Here is a 16822-nt window from a genome sequence, read left to right as displayed (position 1 = left end):
GCGGGGCCTACCGCAGCCGCAACGCCTTCATGACCCGCAGGCTCCCGCTCATGAAGGCCGCGTACTTCTCGTCGGCCATGCCGAGGAACGGCGCCATCGGCATGATCCGCTGCTCCGCCACCGTCTGGGCCTCGGTGTACTTGAGGATGCCCTCGGAGCCATGCCGCCGGCCCAGACCGGACTGCTTCATTCCGCCCATCGGCGCCTGGGCGCTGCCGTACGCCGACGCATACCCCTCGTTGATGTTGACGGTGCCCGTGAGCAGCCGGGCCGCGATCGCGTGGCCGCGGCGGGAGTCCCGCGTCCAGACGCTCGCGTTGAGGCCGTACGGCGTGTCGTTGGCGCGGTCGACCACGTCGTCCTCGTCGCTGAAGCGGTAGAGCGAGACGACCGGGCCGAAGGTCTCCTCCGCGCACACCGCCATCGGCGCCTCGACGCCTTCGAGGATGGTCGGCTCGTGGAAGAAGGGCCCGATGTCGGGGCGCGCGACGCCGCCAGCGACGACCGTGGCGCCCTTGGCGACGGCCTCCTCCACGTGGCTGACGGTGGCCGTCAACTGCCGCTCCCCCACGAGGGATCCCATGTCGGCGCCGTACGCGAGCGCGCTGCCGAGCCGCATCGCCTTCGTACGGGCGACGAACCGCTCCACGAACGCGTCGGCGACCGATTCGTGCACGTACACCCGCTCGATGGAGATGCAGAGCTGGCCCGCCGAGGAGAAGCAGGCGCGCACCGCGCCCGCCGCGGCCTTCTCGATGTCCGCGTCGGCCAGCACCAGCATGGCGTTCTTGCCTCCCAGTTCGAGGGAGACGCCGACGAGCCGGTCCGCCGCGCCCCTGGCCACCTCGCGGCCGGTTCTGGTGGAGCCGGTGAACGAGACGTAGTCCGCGTGCCGGACCACCTCGGGGCCGACGACGGGCCCCTCCCCGAGGACGACCTGGAAGACCTCGGCGGGCAGCCCGGCCTCGACCAGCAGGTCACGGGCCCACAGCGCGGTGAGCGCGGTCTCCGTGTCGGGCTTCATGACGACGGCGTTCCCGGCGACGAACGCGGGCAGCGCGTCCCCGACGGACAGCTCCAGCGGATAGTTCCACGGCGCGATCTGGCCGACGACCCCGCGCGGCCGGCGCGCCTCGCTGACCTTGGTCAGCAGCGGTACGGCTCCGGTGTGGCGCCTGGTGTTCAGGTACGCGGCGGCCTGGCGCCCGTAGTGCCGGGCGGCCACCGCGACCGCCTGGACCTCCTCGTGGGCGTGCAGCCTGGCCTTGCCGGTCTCCAGTTGGATCAGGTCGAGCACCTCGGCCTGGCGCTCCAGGAGGAGATCGTGGAAGCGGAGCAGCACGGCCGCCCGCTGCCGTACGGGGAGGGCGGCCCAGACCGGCTGGGCGGCGCGGGCCCGCTCGTAGGCGGCTGCCACGTCCTCGGGGGTGGACTCGGGCAGGTCGGCCAGCTTCTCCCCGGTGAACGGGGTGTGGTTGGCGGTACGGCCGGAGCCGACGACGCCGCGCGTGAGCTGGGCGATCACCTCGGGCGTGACCACATCGGCCGCCGTGCGCACCCCGGTCGGGGTGGGGGCCACGGGGTTGGTGCCGGGGGCACTGCCGGAGCCGGAACCGGGTCCGGCGGGGGCGGAGGTGGGGGTGGAGACCTGCGAGTCCGTCATGGAGCCGAGCGTATTCCGTGGACGAGACTTTGAATACCCGGCAGTAACAGCCAATCAGCGCACGGGATCCGGTACGGATGTCCGCGCCGGTACGAAGGAATCGAGCGCGGCGTCGAACTGGCCGCGCGCGGTGTCCAGCTTGTTCAGCGGGGCCGAGACCCAGACGTCGTACATCCGCCCGGCCTCCTCCCAGCACAGGTCGAAGGTGTGGCGCTCCCCCTCGGCCGGGGTGAACCCGTCCCAGGTGAACTCCCAGAGCGCGGCCCGGAATCCGTTGTGCGTGGTCGGGGTGACGCCGCCGTCGTGATACCCGGGGTTGGTGTGGGCGCCCTTCTCGTCCGCCTGGCGCATGGACGCCACCGGGCCACCGGGGATCTGTTCCTGGACGCGGATGCCGATCCTGAGGGACTTGTCCCGCGACATGTAGTAGACGCGTTTGTCGTCGTGGGAGCGGATGTGTCCGTCGGGCACGGCGAGGGTGAAGCCCATGGGGTCGTGGACGGAGTGATAGCCCTCGGGCGCGGTGGGCCATGGGGAAGTGGTCAGGGAGGAGGGCGGGAGCGAGGGCGAAGGGGAATGCGGGGTTCCGGCCTGGTTGGCGGGCGTGGCGCTCGCGGTCGTCAGGCTCTCGGTCGTACGGCTCTCGGTCGTACGGCGGTCTCCCCTGTTGTCCTGGAGCAGGACCGTGGCCACGGCGCCACCACCGGCGAGCACGCAGGCCAGGGCGCCGGCGGCGAGCGCGGTGCGGTTACGGCGCGGGGTGCGGGCGGCATCCGGGGCGGGCTGCCGCGCCCCGGACACGGGAACGGGGCCGGGGGCAGGGACAGGGACGGGCAGCGGCCGGTCGGCGGTCGGCGCGTCCTCGGCTCCGGCGGCAGGAGCGGGAGCCGGCGCCGGAGTTGGAGCAGGAGCCCGAGGCGGAGGGGGAACGGGACCGGGAACAGGACCGGGAGGGGAAGGAGAAGGGGAAGGGGAAGGGAAAGCGGAAGGGAAAGCGGAAGGCGCCTGGAGCGGCGTGCCCGTCGTGACGTACTCCGTCAGCAGCCGTTCCGCCTCCGCCGCGTCCAGTCGGTCCTCCGGATCCCGCTCCAGCAGCCCCCGTACGAGCGGCAGCAGCGGTTCCGCCGCGGCGGGCGGTCTGATCTCGTCGGCCACCACCGCGTGCAGCACGCCGGGCAGCGAGTCGCGGCGGAAGGGCGACTCGCCGCTGAGCATCGCGCACAGCAGGACACCGAGCGACCAGAGGTCGGAGGCGGGGCCCGCCGCCTGGGCGTTCAATACCCGTTCCGGTGCCGTGTACTCGGGCGAGCCGACGAACACACCCGGATCAGTGATCGTCGTGGCGCCGACGAGACGTGCGATCCCGAAGTCGGTCAGCACGACCCGGCCCGTGGTCTCCTCCAACAGCACGTTGGCGGGCTTGAGATCGCGGTGCAGCACCCCGAGACCGTGCGCCGCGCGTAACGCGCTCAGCAGCGCGAGCGCGACCCGCGCCGCCTCACGCGGTGCGAGGGTGCCCGTCCTGAGCCGGTCGGCGAGCGAACCGCCCTCGACCAGTTCCATGACGATGTACGGACGGCCGTCCTCCTGGACGACGTCGTGGACGACCACGACATGCGGATGCTTGACGCGGGCCACCGCACGCGCCTCGCGCAGCGTCGTCGCGTTCGGGCCGCCCGGACCGTGGGGGCCGTCCCGGTGGTCGTGGCCGTCGTGCGTGGCGTGCAGTTCCTTGACGGCGACGGACCGGCCGAGCAGTTCGTCCTCCGCCCGCCACACGGTGCCCATGCCGCCGCGCCCCAGCCTCATCCCCAGCCGGTACCGTCCGGCGATCAGCCGGCCGTCGGGCGGACCGCCATCCCCTGCGGGCATGTCCCGCACCTCCCGTTCACCCCGTACGCCCCGTGCGCCGCGTGCGCCCCGTGCGCCCCGTGCGCCGCGCTCAGCCGCCGGAGCCCGCGGAATCGCCGGATCCGGCGGGCGGCTCCTGCCAGCTTCGCAGTACGGCGTCGAACTGCTTGCGCGTCTCGGTCCAGTCTTCCTCAGGACCGGACATGTAGATCGCGTATTCCGTGCCGCTGTCGTCCGAGTGGTAAATCTGGTCGATGGCGTGCCGCCTGCCCGGATGGGCACCCTTCTCCAACCAGGTGAACTCCCAGATCGCGGCCTTCTCCTTGTCCCGGTACCGATTGGCCTCAAGCTGTATCGAGTTGTACTCCAGCCGCTGCCGCAGGCTCTCCTGCATGTTCTGCATGTGCTGGGCCGGGGTCTCGAAGTCGGGCTTGGCGATGCTGATCCGCAGCAGGTGCAGCCCACCGTCCGGGCTGTAGTCGATCTGCTGGCTGTCCGTCAGCCGCGTCCAGTCCTCGGGCAGGCTGACGCTGAACCCCTCCGGCGCCTTGACGCGCTTCCACCCCTCTTCGGTGGAGCTGGTGGTGTCATCGGCGGACCCGCCGCCGTCCGACTGTCCGGCCGAGGCGTTCGTTCCCGCGGAGCCGCCCGTTCCGTCCGCGGTGTCCGAGCCGCCGCCGGAGAACTTCAGGGCGGCGAAGCCGGCGCCACCGCCGAGGACCGCCGCCGCCACGACGGCCACCACCGCCGTACGCCAACGACCACGCCGCCCCGGACCGCCCCGGGCGGTCGCGGACGCCGGTGACGGCCCCGACGGCGGTACGGGTACGGACGCGGTCACGACGGCGGGCATCGGCGCGGCCGGGGGCAGATGCCCCGTACCGAGGCCGCCGGAACTACCGAGGCCGCCGGAACTACCGGAGCCGCCGGAGCTACCGGAACGCCCGGCGTGCGCCGCGTACTCCTCGTTCCCTGCGTGCCCGGCGTGCGCCGGGGTGTCCTTCGGCAGGGGGCGGGTCGCGGCGTACGTCGGTGCCTCGCTCCGCGGGTCCGGTGCGCCCGGTGCGCCGGACCCGTCCGGTGTCCGGCCCTCGGCCACCTCGCGGAGCAGGCGCGCGCACTCGGCCATGTCCGGCCGTTCCGCCGGGTCCTTGCGGAGCAGCGCGGCGATGACGGGGGCGAGGGGGCCCGCGTGGTCGGGTGGGGCCGGCTCGTCCGCGACGACGGCCTGCATCGTGGTCAGCGGGGTGCCGCGGCGGAACGGCGAGATCCCCTGCACGGCCGTGTAGAGCGTGACGCCCAGCGACCAGAGGTCGGAGGCGGGGCCGGGGTCCTTGCCGCGTACCCGCTCGGGTGCCAGATAGTCGATGGAGCCGACCAGTTCGCCCGTTCTGGTGATCGTCGAGTCGCCCTCGATGGCCGCTATGCCGAAGTCGGTGATCAGGACGCGGCCGTTCCGCGCGAGCAGGACGTTGCCCGGCTTCACATCGCGGTGCAGCACCCCGGCGGAGTGCGCGGCGCGCAGCGCGTCGAGGACCGCGAGGCCGATCCTGGCCACCTCGCGGGGGTCGAGCCGGCCGGACTCCTTCACGGCGTCCGCGAGAGAGGGGCCGTCGACGTACTGCATGACGATCCACGGCCGGTCGTCGTGGTCGAGGACATCGTGGACGGTGACGACGCCGGGGTGGCTGATCCGGGCGGCGGCGCGCGCCTCCTTCTGCGTGCGCTGGTGCAGTACGGCGCGGTCCGCCTCGGAGGCGTAACGCCCCGCGGTCAGCTCCTTGATGGCGACCGTGCGGTGCAGCACCTCGTCATGGGCGCGCCACACCTTGCCCATGCCGCCACGGCCGATGGCCTCGCCCAGGCGGTAACGCCCGGCGAGCACCGGTCCGTTGCCGACGCCCTGTCCGGACATGCCGGTTCCGGCCCTTCCCGTCCCGGCCGTTCCCGTAGCCGCGCCTGAACCCGCGCCCGCGCCTGTGCTCGCGCCCGTACTCTGCGAATGCTCCACGTCCCAGCCCCGTTCCTTGGGATCACAGGGTACGGAGGGAACACAGTGACGGGAAACCTCGGGTCGTCTCAGCCGGTGACGCGGTAGGCGCCGGTGGCCTGTTGATAGATCTCGGACACCTGGTCGCGCTGGTCGTCCGGGCCGATGACCTGCACGATGTGGTACCTCCCTTCGATGATCATCGCGAGGTTCCTGACATAGACCTGGCGTCCGCTGCTGTCCTGCCAGGTGTACTGACCCTCCGCCATGGCCTGGCGGCCCACGTCGATCCGGCGCAGTCCGGTGGCGCTGGACCAGGAGGAGTCGCGGAAGGGCTGGAGCTCCCGCTCCTTGTCGCGCTGATAGGCCAGCGGATCGTCGCCGTTGTCGGCCACGCTGTCCCGGCCGGGGACCACGATCAGCGTGAAGTCGCCTCCGACGTAGCGGACTTGGCCGCTGTCGTTGATGGGGCGCCGCTGCCAGTCCTTGTCGACCGCCGTACGGAACCCCTCGGTGTCGTCCCGCAGCGCGTAACCGTCGGCGACATCGGCCGCGGGCCCGGAGGTCCCCGGCGCGGACGTGTTGGGCTCCTCCGCCGGGCTGTTGGAGGCGGGGGCGTCGTCCGTCGGGGACCGCGGCGCGGACGACACGCTCGGGGACGCCTCGCCGACGCTCTGCCCCTTCTGCTCGGTGGTGTCCGCCTTGGGCAGGAACACCACGGCGTATCCGACGGCCAGCACGAGGAGGAGCAGGATCAGCAACAGCAGGTTGCGGCCGAGGGAACGGGGGCCGCGCCCCTTGTCGTCGCGGTCCTGGCGATCGTCCCACCGGTCGGCGGACCTGCCGCCCGACCGGCCGCCCGGCCTGCCCACGGGGCCGTCGTCCAGCCTGCTGTCCGGGCGGTCGTCGAGACGGTCCTGCCGGTGGAACATCGCCTCGGTCTCGGGGCGCAGCGGGGCTTCGTACGCCTCGTACCGCCCCGGCTCCTCCACGCCGGCCCCGGCGGACTTCTGGACCTTCCCGGCCCGTCCCGCCTTCTCCTTGCGCTCGTTGCCCTTCTTCTGACGGTGCCGTCCGTGGCCCAGGTCCCGGCGGCGCCGCTTGCGGACCAGCTCGCCGCGGCGCCGCTTTATCGGCAGCTTCGTGGCGTCCTCGGACAGCAGCGGTACGACGTCCAGACCGGCCTCGGGCTCGGGCGCCGACCGTACGAGCGAGCGCAGCCAGCCGCGCAGCTCCTCGAAGTCCGGCCGCTCGGTCGGGTCCTGACGCAGCAGCGACTCGACGACGGGCCGCAGCGGGCCGCACTCCTCGGCGAACGCGGGCGGCTCGGCGCAGACGAGCTGCACCAGCTCTATGGCGCTCTCCTCGGGATACGGGGCATGGCCCTGCACCGCGCGGTAGAGCAGCGCGCCGAGCGCCCACAGGTCGGTGGCGGGGCCGATGGGCGGCGCGAGCTGCCAGTTCTCGTGTACGGGGCCGGCCTGCTCGGGCGACCAGCGCTCGGTGACCGCGCCGACGACGGCGATCCTGGCCTGCCGGGCGCGCTCGGCGGCGAGGGGGGTGGCCGGGCCGCGGTAGGCGGGCGAGGCGCTGCTCGCCATGACCTCGTCCCACCGGCCGCCGCCGCCTCCGCCCGCGACGGCGGGGAGCCGGAGCGACTGCCGCTGCGCGTCGGCGTGCAGGGCGTCGTGGGCGCCGAGGCTCTGCCGGCCGCCCCCGCCGTCGCTCCTGCCGCCGGACCCGGAACCGGGGCCCCTGTACGGGGTGTCACCGCCGCCCCGGGCCATGACCAGGTCGGTACCGGGCCGCTGGTCCGCATCGCCCTGCACGGGGATGCCGGACACGGGGATGCCGGAGGTGGTGCCGGAGGTGGCGCCGCCCCCGAGGGAGCCCCCGGAGTCGGAGCCGTACGGTCCCGAGCGGCCGTACGGCGCGGAGCCGCCGCCCGGGACGCCGCCGCCCGGGATGCCTCCGCCGCCCGCGGGGACGGAGCCGGAGGCGTCGTTCCAGGGCGCCGGGCCGTCGCGCCAGGTTCCGGCGAGCCGGGGGCGGTAGGGGGTGGGCGGGTCGTCGTCCTCGTCCGCGTCGGCGTCACCGTCCGGGTCGGCCGAGAAGCCGCGCGGCTGGGCCCACCAGTCCGGGTCGGGGCCGGTGTCGCGCGGCGCTTCCCGGGGCCCGTTCCCCGTACCGCTGCCCAGGTCGGAGGTGCTGGTGCCGGTGCTGGTACCGGTGCCGGTACCGGCACCGGTGCCCTGTTCCGGGAGCGGCGGCACCGGGGTCCTGCCGGAGTTCTGGTCCTCGCCGGCCAGGGCGGCGGCGCGGGCGCCCGCGCGGTACGCGGCGATGGCGCCGGCGCGCGCGGCGCGGATGTCTCCCGAGGCGTTCCCGCTGGGCAGCGCGGGCTGGCCGTCGAACGGGGCGGGCACGCCCGGGGTGGCGCCCTGCGGCCGGGGGAAGGCGCCGGACGTACCGGACGACGTGTCGTCCCCGTACGGGCTCTCCGGGCGCGCACGCTCCAGCTCCGCGTGGCCGGAGGCGCCGGGCACCCCCACGGTCGGGCCCGGGTCGTACGCCGGTCCCTGGCGCGCGGTGCCGGGCACTCCCCCGGACGGCGCGAACCCGTCGGGCAGTTCGGGCCGCCCCTGGGACCCGAGGGCGTCCTGCCGGTCCCCCGAACGGTCCTGATGGCCCTGGGGCCCCGACCGCCCTGTGTCATTGACCGGATCCGGCCCTTGACCCGGGTTCCGGCCCTGGCCCTCGCCCGGGTGGAAATCGGGCTCCGGGTCCGGGTCCGGTGGTTCCGGCACCGGCGCGTAGCCGCACAGGGCCTCCTCGGCCGCGCCCGCCGCGAGCCCGGTCAGCACGACCCGCCCGTCGTCACAGACGAGCACCGTACGGACGGTGATGTTCCGGTGGGTCCAGCCGTGCGCGTGCACCACCCGTACGGCCGTGAGCACGTCGGAGGCGATCTCGGCCGCCCGGAACGGGTTCAGCGGCTTCTCGGCGAGCAGCGCGGCCAGCGGTCTGGCGGCGACGAGTTCACTCACTATCCAGAGCGAACCGGCCTCCGCGAAGACGTCGAAGACCTGGTCGAGACGCGGATGATCGGGGATCTGGGCGGCGCTCTGCGCGGCCTCGATGGCCCGCCGCACCGCCGGATCCGTAGCCTTGCGTGCCGTACGCCCGTGGACGCGCCGCGACGCGCCGCCGTCGGCCTCCACGACCTCGGCCTCCACGACCTCCGGCAGCGGCACCTGCCTGACGAGGACTTCCTGTCCGCTGTACGTGTCGAACGCGCGCGTCTCGACGAGGTCGTACTCGTCGGAGGGCGGCAACGGCAGGCGATAGCGGTCTGCGAGCACTCGACCCGCGTATTCGTCCACGACGCCTCCCCACAAACAGGCCGTCTCCTGGTCACGGAGACCCGCGAAACCGCCAATTCCGGTCGTTTACCGGCTCATTGTGGATGCGTACGGTTCGCGAGTTCTCACGATACGTGGCGGCGGGGGAACATGCCGCAGGGTCGCGGCAACCCGCTGCGGAACGTTCGCATCCGGTATTCCGCATCCTTCCCGCCCGCGGCCGGAACTCACCAGTCCGGTCCGCCCGCTCAGTCCTTGGGCGCGAACGTGGCGTGCGCCGTCTCCCGGAGGGTCTTGCACTCGGTGTCGTCCCACTCGCTCGCCTTGCAGCTCACCATGATCGAGTAACCGTGGGTGCTGTCGATCTTGAAGCCCCGGTTGAGCACCCGTATCTGCTGGCCGCCCTGCTGACGCTCGAACTCCCAGTCGGCGGCGGTCGGGTAGCCGTTGAACTCGATCTCCTTGATACCGAGGAGCTTGTAGTTGCTGCTACTGCGCGCGACGGCCGGCTCGGCCCCTCGCCACGCCGCCGCGGCGTCGTCCGTGGGCTGGGCGTTGAAGTCGATCTGGACGCGCGGGAAGGAGCCGCTGGACTTGTTGTATATGCCGCCGGAGTTCACACCGGCTATGTCGGTCCGCCGGAAGCCCTCGGGCATCGCCATCGAGAAGCGGAACCGGCCGTCGCTGACGGTGGTGTACCCCTCGGGCAGCTCCCCCGCTTTCCCGCCGCCGCTGCCGCCACTGTCTCCGCCGCCCTCGCCGTCGTCGTCGGAGTCGCCCGACGAGCCCGCGTCGGAGCCCGAGTCGTCGTCCTCCTCGTCCGAACCGCCGGTGGCGGCGGCGCCCTTGCCGTCCGCGGCCGCGCTCTTGCCCGCGTCCGGGCTGCTCTTCACGCTGTCGGACTTGGGGACGACCGGTGCCTGACTACCGCCGGTGGCCTTGCCCGCGCCCGCGTCCTTCTCGTCGTCACCGGTCAGGGCGACGACCAGGACCGTGGAGATCAGGGCCACCGCGGCGACGACCGCGATGATCACCAGCGTGCGCCGGGGCACCACGTCGGTGAGCGACGCGCGCGGCGTGGCCGGCCGGTACGGAGCCGCCGCGGGCTCCGGCCGGGGCCCGGCCGCCGCGGAGGCGGACGCGGTGGCCGCCGGGCCGACGGAGGCCGACGCCGCCACGGGCACCGCGGTCCTGCGGGCGGAGCGCAGCGCGCCGCGCACCCGGTCGCTCCCCGACTCCCCGGCGGGCTTACGGCCCGTACGCTCGGCCGGTTCCTCGGGCAGCGGAGGCATCGGGACGACGCGGGTGGCGTCGAGCGGCGGCTCCGGCTCCGCCTCGGGCGCCTGGACGATGTCCTCCAGGAGGGCCCGCGCTCCCGCGTCGTCGAGCCGCTGCTCGGGGTCCTTGGCGAGCAGCCCGTAGATGACCTCGGTGAGCGCGCCCGCGTTCTTCGGCGGGTCGAGCGGCTCGGTCATCACGGCGGTCAGCGTGGCGATCGCCGAGCCCTTGTCGTACGGAGGACAGCCCTCGACCGACGCGTACAGCAGGCCGCCGAGCGACCAGAGGTCGGCGGCGGGCCCCGGCTTGTGGCCGCGGGCGCGCTCCGGCGAGATGTAGGAGGGGGCACCGACGAGCATGCCGGTCGAGGTGACCGACGGGTCTCCCTCGACCTGGGCGATGCCGAAGTCGGTGAGCACGACGCGGCCGTCCTCGGCGATCAGTACGTTGGACGGCTTCACATCGCGGTGCAGGATGCCCTCGCGGTGCGCCGAGCGCAGCACGTCGAGGATGGCGAGCCCGACCTCGGCGGCCCGTCGCGGCGTCAGGAGACCGTCCTCGCGCACGGCTTCGGCCAGGGACTTGCCCTCGACCAGCTCCATGACGATCCACGGCCGGTCGTCCTCGTCCACGACGTCGAAGACCGTCACCGCGCCGCTGTTGCGGATCCGGGCGATCGCCTTGGCCTCGCGCAGCGTGCGCGTGATGAGCCGGCGCTTCTCGTCCTCGTCGATGCTGGAGGGGAAGCGGAGTTCCTTCACCGCGACCGTACGGCCCAGCGTCTCGTCGAGGGCGCGCCACACCGTGCCCATGCCACCGCGCCCGAGCACCCCGCCGAGCCGGTACCTGCCCGCGAGCAGACGCCCTTCCGGGCTGCCGTCGGCGCTCTTCCCCGCGTCCTGCCGAGGTTCCTTCGCCGTGTCCCGCGACTGCTCCGACTCCGACATGCGTCCCCTCTGCGATCCCTGATCCTGGCCCGCGACTGCCCTCACCGCGCGGTGCCGTAACGCGCCCTGGCAGAGCCTTCATTGTCCCTCATTCCGGGACAGCCACTGCTCCCGGGTCCGGCGTCCGCCACGGCGGGGCCCGACGAAGGAACCCCCACCCTGCCACTACCCCGGGCCCGGCCCAGCACCCCGCCGGTCAGGCACCCGTTCGAAAACGGAACGGATACCCGGTAACGGGTGAGCCTGCTGTGACGTGTGGTGTCAGAGAGGGAGTTACGGGAGTATCCCCCACGCGGGCGCCCCCGCCTGCACCGAGGCCGAGTTGACGCTCCCGAACGCCCTCGGCCCCGCCCTCCGGCCACCACCGGCGCACGCTGCCCACGCGCGCCTGTGATCAGTACGGCACACAGCCGCCGATGACTCAACTCCCCGGGGCGACCGGCCCGTGCCCGTCTGAGCCCGACTCACTTGAGCCCGGCTCAGACGGGCCCGGCTAAGACGAGCTCGGATCGGACGGGCCCGGGTCGGACGGGCCCGAGTCGGACGGGCACGGGTCGGACGGGCCCGGCTCAGCTCGGCACGATGTCCGGAGCCCCCAGCCGTGCCGCGTCCGCCGTCTGGTCGTCCGGCTGACGCTGCGACTCGCGCTCCGCCTCCACCCGCTTCTCGTAGTGCTCCACCTCCCGTTCGATCTGGCCCTTGTCCCACCCCAGCACCGGCGCCATCAGCTCCGCGCACTCCCGGGCGCTGCGCGTCCCCCGGTCGAAGGTCTCGATCGAGATCCGCGTCCGCCGCGTCAGTACGTCGTCGAGGTGGCGCGCCCCTTCGTGCGACGCCGCGTACACCACCTCCGCGCGCAGATAGTCCTCCGCGCCGCCCAGCGGCTCGCCGAGCCCCGGATCGGCGGCGATCAGCTCCAGCAACTCCTCGACCAGCGTGCCGTAGCGGTTCAGGAGGTGCTCCACGCGCGCCACATGGATGCCCGTACGCTCCGCCATCCTGGCCCGCGCGTTCCACAGCGCGTGGTACCCCTCGGCGCCGAGCAGCGGCACGTCTTCCGTGACGCACTCGGCCACCCGCTGATCGAGGCCGTGCACCGCCTCGTCCACCGCGTCCTTGGCCATCACCCGGTACGTCGTGTACTTGCCGCCGGCCACGACGACCATGCCGGGCACCGGATGGGCGACCGTGTGCTCGCGCGAGAGCTTGCTCGTCGCGTCGGACTCCCCGGCGAGCAGCGGGCGCAGCCCCGCGTACACCCCCTGGACGTCATCCCTGGTCAGCGGCGTGTGCAGCACCGCGTTGACATGTTCGAGCAGGTAGTCGATATCGGCGCTGGAGGCCGCGGGATGGGCCTTGTCCAGGTCCCAGTCGGTGTCCGTGGTCCCCACGATCCAGTGGCGGCCCCAGGGGATGACGAAGAGCACGGACTTCTCCGTCCGCAGGATCAGTCCCGTGGTCGAGTGGATCCGGTCCTTGGGAACGACGAGGTGGATGCCCTTGGAGGCGCGGACGTGGAACTGTCCGCGCTCGGCGATCAGCGCCTGGGTGTCGTCCGTCCACACCCCGGTCGCGTTGACGACCTGCTTCGCCCGGATCTCGTACTCCGCGGCCCCGCCCCGCGTCGAGCTCTCCACGTCCCGCACCCGGGCGCCGACGACCCGCTCGCCCTCCCGCAGGAAGCCGACGACGCGCGCCCGGCCGGCGACGTGCGCACCGTACGTGGCGGCCGTGCGGACCAGGGTGGCCACGTAGCGCGCGTCGTCCATCTGGGCGTCGTAGTACTGGAGGGCGCCGACCAGGGCGCCCTTCTTCAGGCAGGGCGCCACCTGGAGGGCGTGCCGCCGGGAGAGGTGGCGGTGGACCGGCAGGCCCCTGCCGTGCCCGGACGAGACGGACATCGCGTCGTACAGCGCGACGCCCGAGCCCGCGTAGAACCGCTCCCAGCCCTTGTGCTTCAGCGGGTACAGGAACGGCACGGGCTTCACGAGGTGGGGCGCCAGCTTCTCCAGCAGCAGCCCCCGCTCCTTGAGGGCTTCCCGCACGAGCGTGAAGTCGAGCATCTCCAGGTAGCGCAGACCTCCGTGGATCAGCTTGCTCGATCTGCTCGATGTGCCGGACGCCCAGTCCCGCGCCTCCACGAGGCCGGTCGCCAGGCCCCGGGTCGCGGCGTCGAGAGCGGTCCCGGCTCCAACCACGCCCGCGCCCACGACCAGTACGTCCAGTTCACGCTCCGCCATCGCCGCGAGCGCTTGGACGCGCTCCGCAGGTCCCAGTGTCGCTGTCCTCACCGCTTGCCTCCCGTCGTCCCCCAGGTGGTCGGGCTCACGTCTCGATTCTGTCCGCACTCACCGACTTCAGCCACCGGCTGTGGATAACCCTGGCCGGACCGCCGGGCGGCGAGCGGCGAGCGGGCGACAGGGCGACTCCCCGGCCACGCAATGCCGCATAACGGTCATATTTACGCCTAGTCTGACATTGCGCTCGCCCGTTCTGTCCACAGGGCTTGCGCTCACTGTCCACTCCGGCTAAGGGAAGGACGGCCACCGCCATGCCCGCAGATCTCGCCGTCATCGGACTCGGTCATCTCGGACTGCCCCTCGCCCAGGCCGCCGTAGCCGCCGGGATCCAGACCATCGGCTTCGACACCGACCCGCGCCCCGTCGCGGAGCTGGCCGCCGGCCACACCCCCGTCGACGGCCCGCTCACCCCCTCCGACGTCCGCCGGATGCTCGCCGGCGGTTTCCGGCCCACCACCAACCCGACCGAGCTGGGCCGGGTCCGTACCGCCGTGATCTGCGCGCCCACCCCCCTCGGCGCCGACCGCACCCCCGATCTGACCGCCGTCGGCGAGGCGGCCCGCGCGCTCGCCGCCAAGCTGCGCCCGCACACCACCGTGCTGCTGGAGTCGCCCGCCGCGCCCGGCACCACGGAGGGCTTCCTGCGCACCACCCTGGAGGAGGGCTCGGGGCTGCGCGCGGGCCGCGACTTCCACCTCGCGTACTCGCCGGGCCGGCTCGACCCCGGCAACCGCACCCACGGCTTCGCCAACACACCCAAGGTGATCGGCGGCCTCACCCCCGCGTGCACCGAGTCCGCCGCCGCCTTCTACGGCCGGCTGACCGACAAGGTCGTACGGGCGCGGGGCCCGCGCGAGGCCGAGACCGTCAAGCTCCTCGAAACCAACTTCCGGCACGTCAACATCGCCCTCGTCAACGAGATGGCCGTGCTCTGCCACGACCTCGGCGTGGACCTCTGGGACGTCATCCGCTGCGCCGAGACCAAGCCCTTCGGCTTCCAGGCGTTCCGGCCGGGCCCCGGGGTCGGCGGCCACGGCGTGCCGATGGACCCCAGCTACCTGCCGCACGCGGGCCGCACGCCCGGCCATCCGCTGCGGATGGTCGGCCTCGCCCAGGAGATCAACGACCGGATGCCGCAGTACGTCATCCAGCGCTGCGCCGCCCTCCTCAACGAGCACGGCAAGTCGGCGCGCGCGGCCCGGGTGCTGCTCCTGGGCGTCACCTACAAGCCGGACCTCGCCGACCAGGAGAGCTCACCGGCCACGGAGATCGCCTGCCGGCTGATGGATCTGGGCGCGGCGGTCAGCTACCACGATCCGTACGTCCCCGACTGGCGCGTACGCGAACAGCCCGTACCGCGCGCGGACTCCCTCTACGAGGCCGCCGCCAACGCGGATCTGACGGTGCTGCTCCAGCACCACCGTACGTACGACCTCCAGGGCCTGGCGGTCAAGGCGCAGCTCCTGCTGGACACAAGAGGGGCGAGCCCGGCGGGCGCCGCTTACCGGCTCTGAGCCCACCGGAGCCCCACGGAGCCCTTCAGGGCGCCTCCTCCAGGGAATTGTCCGGCCGGTTGTCGGACCTGGCTGCTACTGTCCGGGGCTGTCGTGCGCAAGTCATGCGCGCGCCATTTTCCCTGGGGGGATCTTTCACCATGAGCCAGCCCGTTCCGCCACCCGGCAACCCCTTCGCCCCCGGCGCCGTACCACCCGCGCCGTTCGCCCCGCCGCCCGCGCCCGCCCGCGACGCCATCGGGCTCGGCCTGGCGGCGGCCCTGGTCACCGCTCTCGTCGCCGCCGGTGTCTACGGCGGGATCGCCGGGGCCATCGAGCGGGAGATCGGCTGGGCGGCCATCGGCGTGGGCTACCTGATCGGGCTCGTCGCCGGCAAGGTGGGCGGCGCCAACCCCGTCCTGCCGGTCGTCAGCGGCGTGCTGGCGCTCGGCGCCGTCTACCTCGGCCAGATCGTGGGCATCGCGATCATCGTCGCCAAGGAGCTGAACGTGTCCGCGACGGACGTCTTCCTCGACCACTTCGGTCTGCTGACCGATGCCTGGAACGAGGGCAAGGACGTCATGACGTTCCTCTTCTTCGCCCTGGCCGCCTTCGCCGCGTTCTCCGGCGCCAAGAAGGCCACTTCCTGACGCGGACAGCATGAAGGCCGCCTCCTAGGAGGCGGCCTTCACCGAAAAACGCACTACTGGCCCGCGTTCAGCGGCAGCACCCAGCGACAGTGTTCAGCGGCGGTGCTGCGAGTCCGCGACCGTCACCTCGACGCGCTGGAACTCCTTCAGCTCGCTGTAGCCCGTCGTCGCCATCGCCCGCTTCAGAGCGCCGAAGAAGTTCATCGACCCGTCCGGGATGTGCGAGGGGCCCGTCAGGACCTCCTCCGTCGTGCCGACGATGCCCAGGTCCACCAGCTTGCCGCGCGGCACGTCCTCGTGGACGGCCTCCATGCCCCAGTGCCGCCCCTTGCCGGGCGCGTCCGTGGCCCGCGCCAGCGGGGAGCCGATCATCACCGAGTCCGCGCCGCACGCGATCGCCTTCGGCAGGTCGCCGGACCAGCCGACGCCGCCGTCCGCGATGACGTGCACGTACCGGCCGCCGGACTCGTCCATGTAGTCGCGGCGGGCCGCCGCGACGTCCGCGACGGCCGTCGCCATCGGGACCTGGATGCCCAGCACGTTACGGGTGGTGTGCGCCGCGCCGCCGCCGAAGCCGACCAGCACGCCCGCCGCTCCCGTACGCATCAGGTGCAGCGCTGCGGTGTACGTGGCGCAGCCGCCGACGATGACCGGGACGTCCAGCTCGTAGATGAACTGCTTCAGGTTGAGCGGCTCGGCGGCGCCCGAGACATGCTCGGCGGAGACCGTCGTACCGCGGATCACGAAGATGTCGACCCCGGCGTCCACGACGGCCTTGGAGAACTGCGCGGTGCGCTGCGGCGAGAGCGCGGCGGCCGTGACGACGCCCGAGTCCCGCACCTCCTTGATGCGCTGGCCGATCAGCTCTTCCTTGATCGGCTCGGCGTAGATCTCCTGGAGCCTGCGGTTGGCGCTCGACTCGTCCAGCTCGGCGATCTCGTCGAGCAGCGGCTCGGGGTCCTCGTACCGGGTCCACAGACCCTCCAGGTTGAGGACGCCCAGACCGCCCATCTCGCCGATGCGGATGGCGGTGCGCGGCGAGACCACGGAGTCCATCGGAGCGGCCAGGAACGGCAGCTCGAACCGGTAGGCGTCGATCTGCCAGGCGATCGAGACCTCCTTCGGGTCCCGGGTGCGCCGGCTGGGGACGACGGCGATGTCGTCGAAGGCGTACGCCCTGCGGCCGCGCTTGCCGCGCCCGATCTCGATCTCAGTCACGATGTGTGGCCTTTCCCTCTACGTCTGCCGTCCCAGTATCCCCGTGGTCACACCGCAAGGAGGACCTGGG

At 72.9% G+C, this 16822-nt stretch carries 9 protein-coding genes; 2 read left to right on the top strand and 7 right to left on the bottom strand.

Annotated features, from left to right (window positions below; all coding sequences use genetic code 11):
• Nucleotides 1–7 precede the first annotated feature (7 nt).
• From ACIO3P_RS16740 to ACIO3P_RS16715, 6 genes are all read right to left on the bottom strand, one after another.
• The gene (locus tag ACIO3P_RS16740) at nucleotides 8–1663 is read right to left on the bottom strand and encodes a succinic semialdehyde dehydrogenase (protein ID WP_401854619.1); all 1656 of its coding nucleotides are present in this window, start codon (nucleotides 1661–1663) and stop codon (nucleotides 8–10) included.
• A gap of 54 nt (nucleotides 1664–1717) precedes the next feature.
• Nucleotides 1718–3535, bottom strand: a complete 1818-nt coding sequence (locus ACIO3P_RS16735) for a serine/threonine-protein kinase (RefSeq protein WP_401854621.1) — start codon at nucleotides 3533–3535, stop codon at nucleotides 1718–1720.
• A 70-nt stretch (nucleotides 3536–3605) separates the two neighbouring features.
• Nucleotides 3606–5429 (bottom strand): serine/threonine-protein kinase, encoded by a 1824-nt coding sequence (locus ACIO3P_RS16730; RefSeq protein ID WP_401854623.1) that lies wholly within the window; start codon nucleotides 5427–5429, stop codon nucleotides 3606–3608.
• A gap of 164 nt (nucleotides 5430–5593) precedes the next feature.
• Entirely contained in the window at nucleotides 5594–8887 is a 3294-nt protein-coding gene (locus ACIO3P_RS16725; RefSeq protein WP_401854626.1) for a protein kinase, read from the bottom strand.
• Between the two features lie 227 nt (nucleotides 8888–9114).
• A complete protein-coding gene (locus ACIO3P_RS16720; RefSeq protein ID WP_401854628.1) occupies nucleotides 9115–11091 on the bottom strand; it encodes a protein kinase in 1977 nt (658 codons plus the stop codon).
• A 569-nt stretch (nucleotides 11092–11660) separates the two neighbouring features.
• Nucleotides 11661–13382, bottom strand: a complete 1722-nt coding sequence (locus tag ACIO3P_RS16715; protein ID WP_329828706.1) for a glycerol-3-phosphate dehydrogenase/oxidase — start codon at nucleotides 13380–13382, stop codon at nucleotides 11661–11663.
• Between the two features lie 260 nt (nucleotides 13383–13642).
• On the opposite strand from ACIO3P_RS16715, the gene ACIO3P_RS16710 reads away from it, so the two are divergent.
• Together ACIO3P_RS16710 and ACIO3P_RS16705 are read left to right on the top strand one after the other, a co-directional pair.
• Nucleotides 13643–14905, top strand: a complete 1263-nt coding sequence (locus ACIO3P_RS16710; RefSeq protein WP_329828705.1) for a nucleotide sugar dehydrogenase — start codon at nucleotides 13643–13645, stop codon at nucleotides 14903–14905.
• Between the two features lie 140 nt (nucleotides 14906–15045).
• Complete coding sequence (locus tag ACIO3P_RS16705) at nucleotides 15046–15534, top strand: hypothetical protein (RefSeq protein WP_329828704.1); 489 nt, start codon at nucleotides 15046–15048, stop codon at nucleotides 15532–15534.
• 93 nt (nucleotides 15535–15627) lie between these two features.
• Here the strand turns inward: ACIO3P_RS16705 and ACIO3P_RS16700 are convergent, their stop codons facing one another.
• Nucleotides 15628–16752, bottom strand: a complete 1125-nt coding sequence (locus ACIO3P_RS16700) for a GuaB3 family IMP dehydrogenase-related protein (protein ID WP_329828703.1) — start codon at nucleotides 16750–16752, stop codon at nucleotides 15628–15630.
• Between the last annotated feature and the right edge of the window lie 70 nt (nucleotides 16753–16822).

Origin of the sequence: Streptomyces sp. NPDC087310 (assembly GCF_044744405.1) — a bacterium.
Classification (GTDB): Bacteria; Actinomycetota; Actinomycetes; order Streptomycetales; family Streptomycetaceae; genus Streptomyces.
The sequence above is the reverse complement of the archived record's forward strand: the minus strand, read 5'-3'. Positions and strand labels throughout refer to the sequence as shown.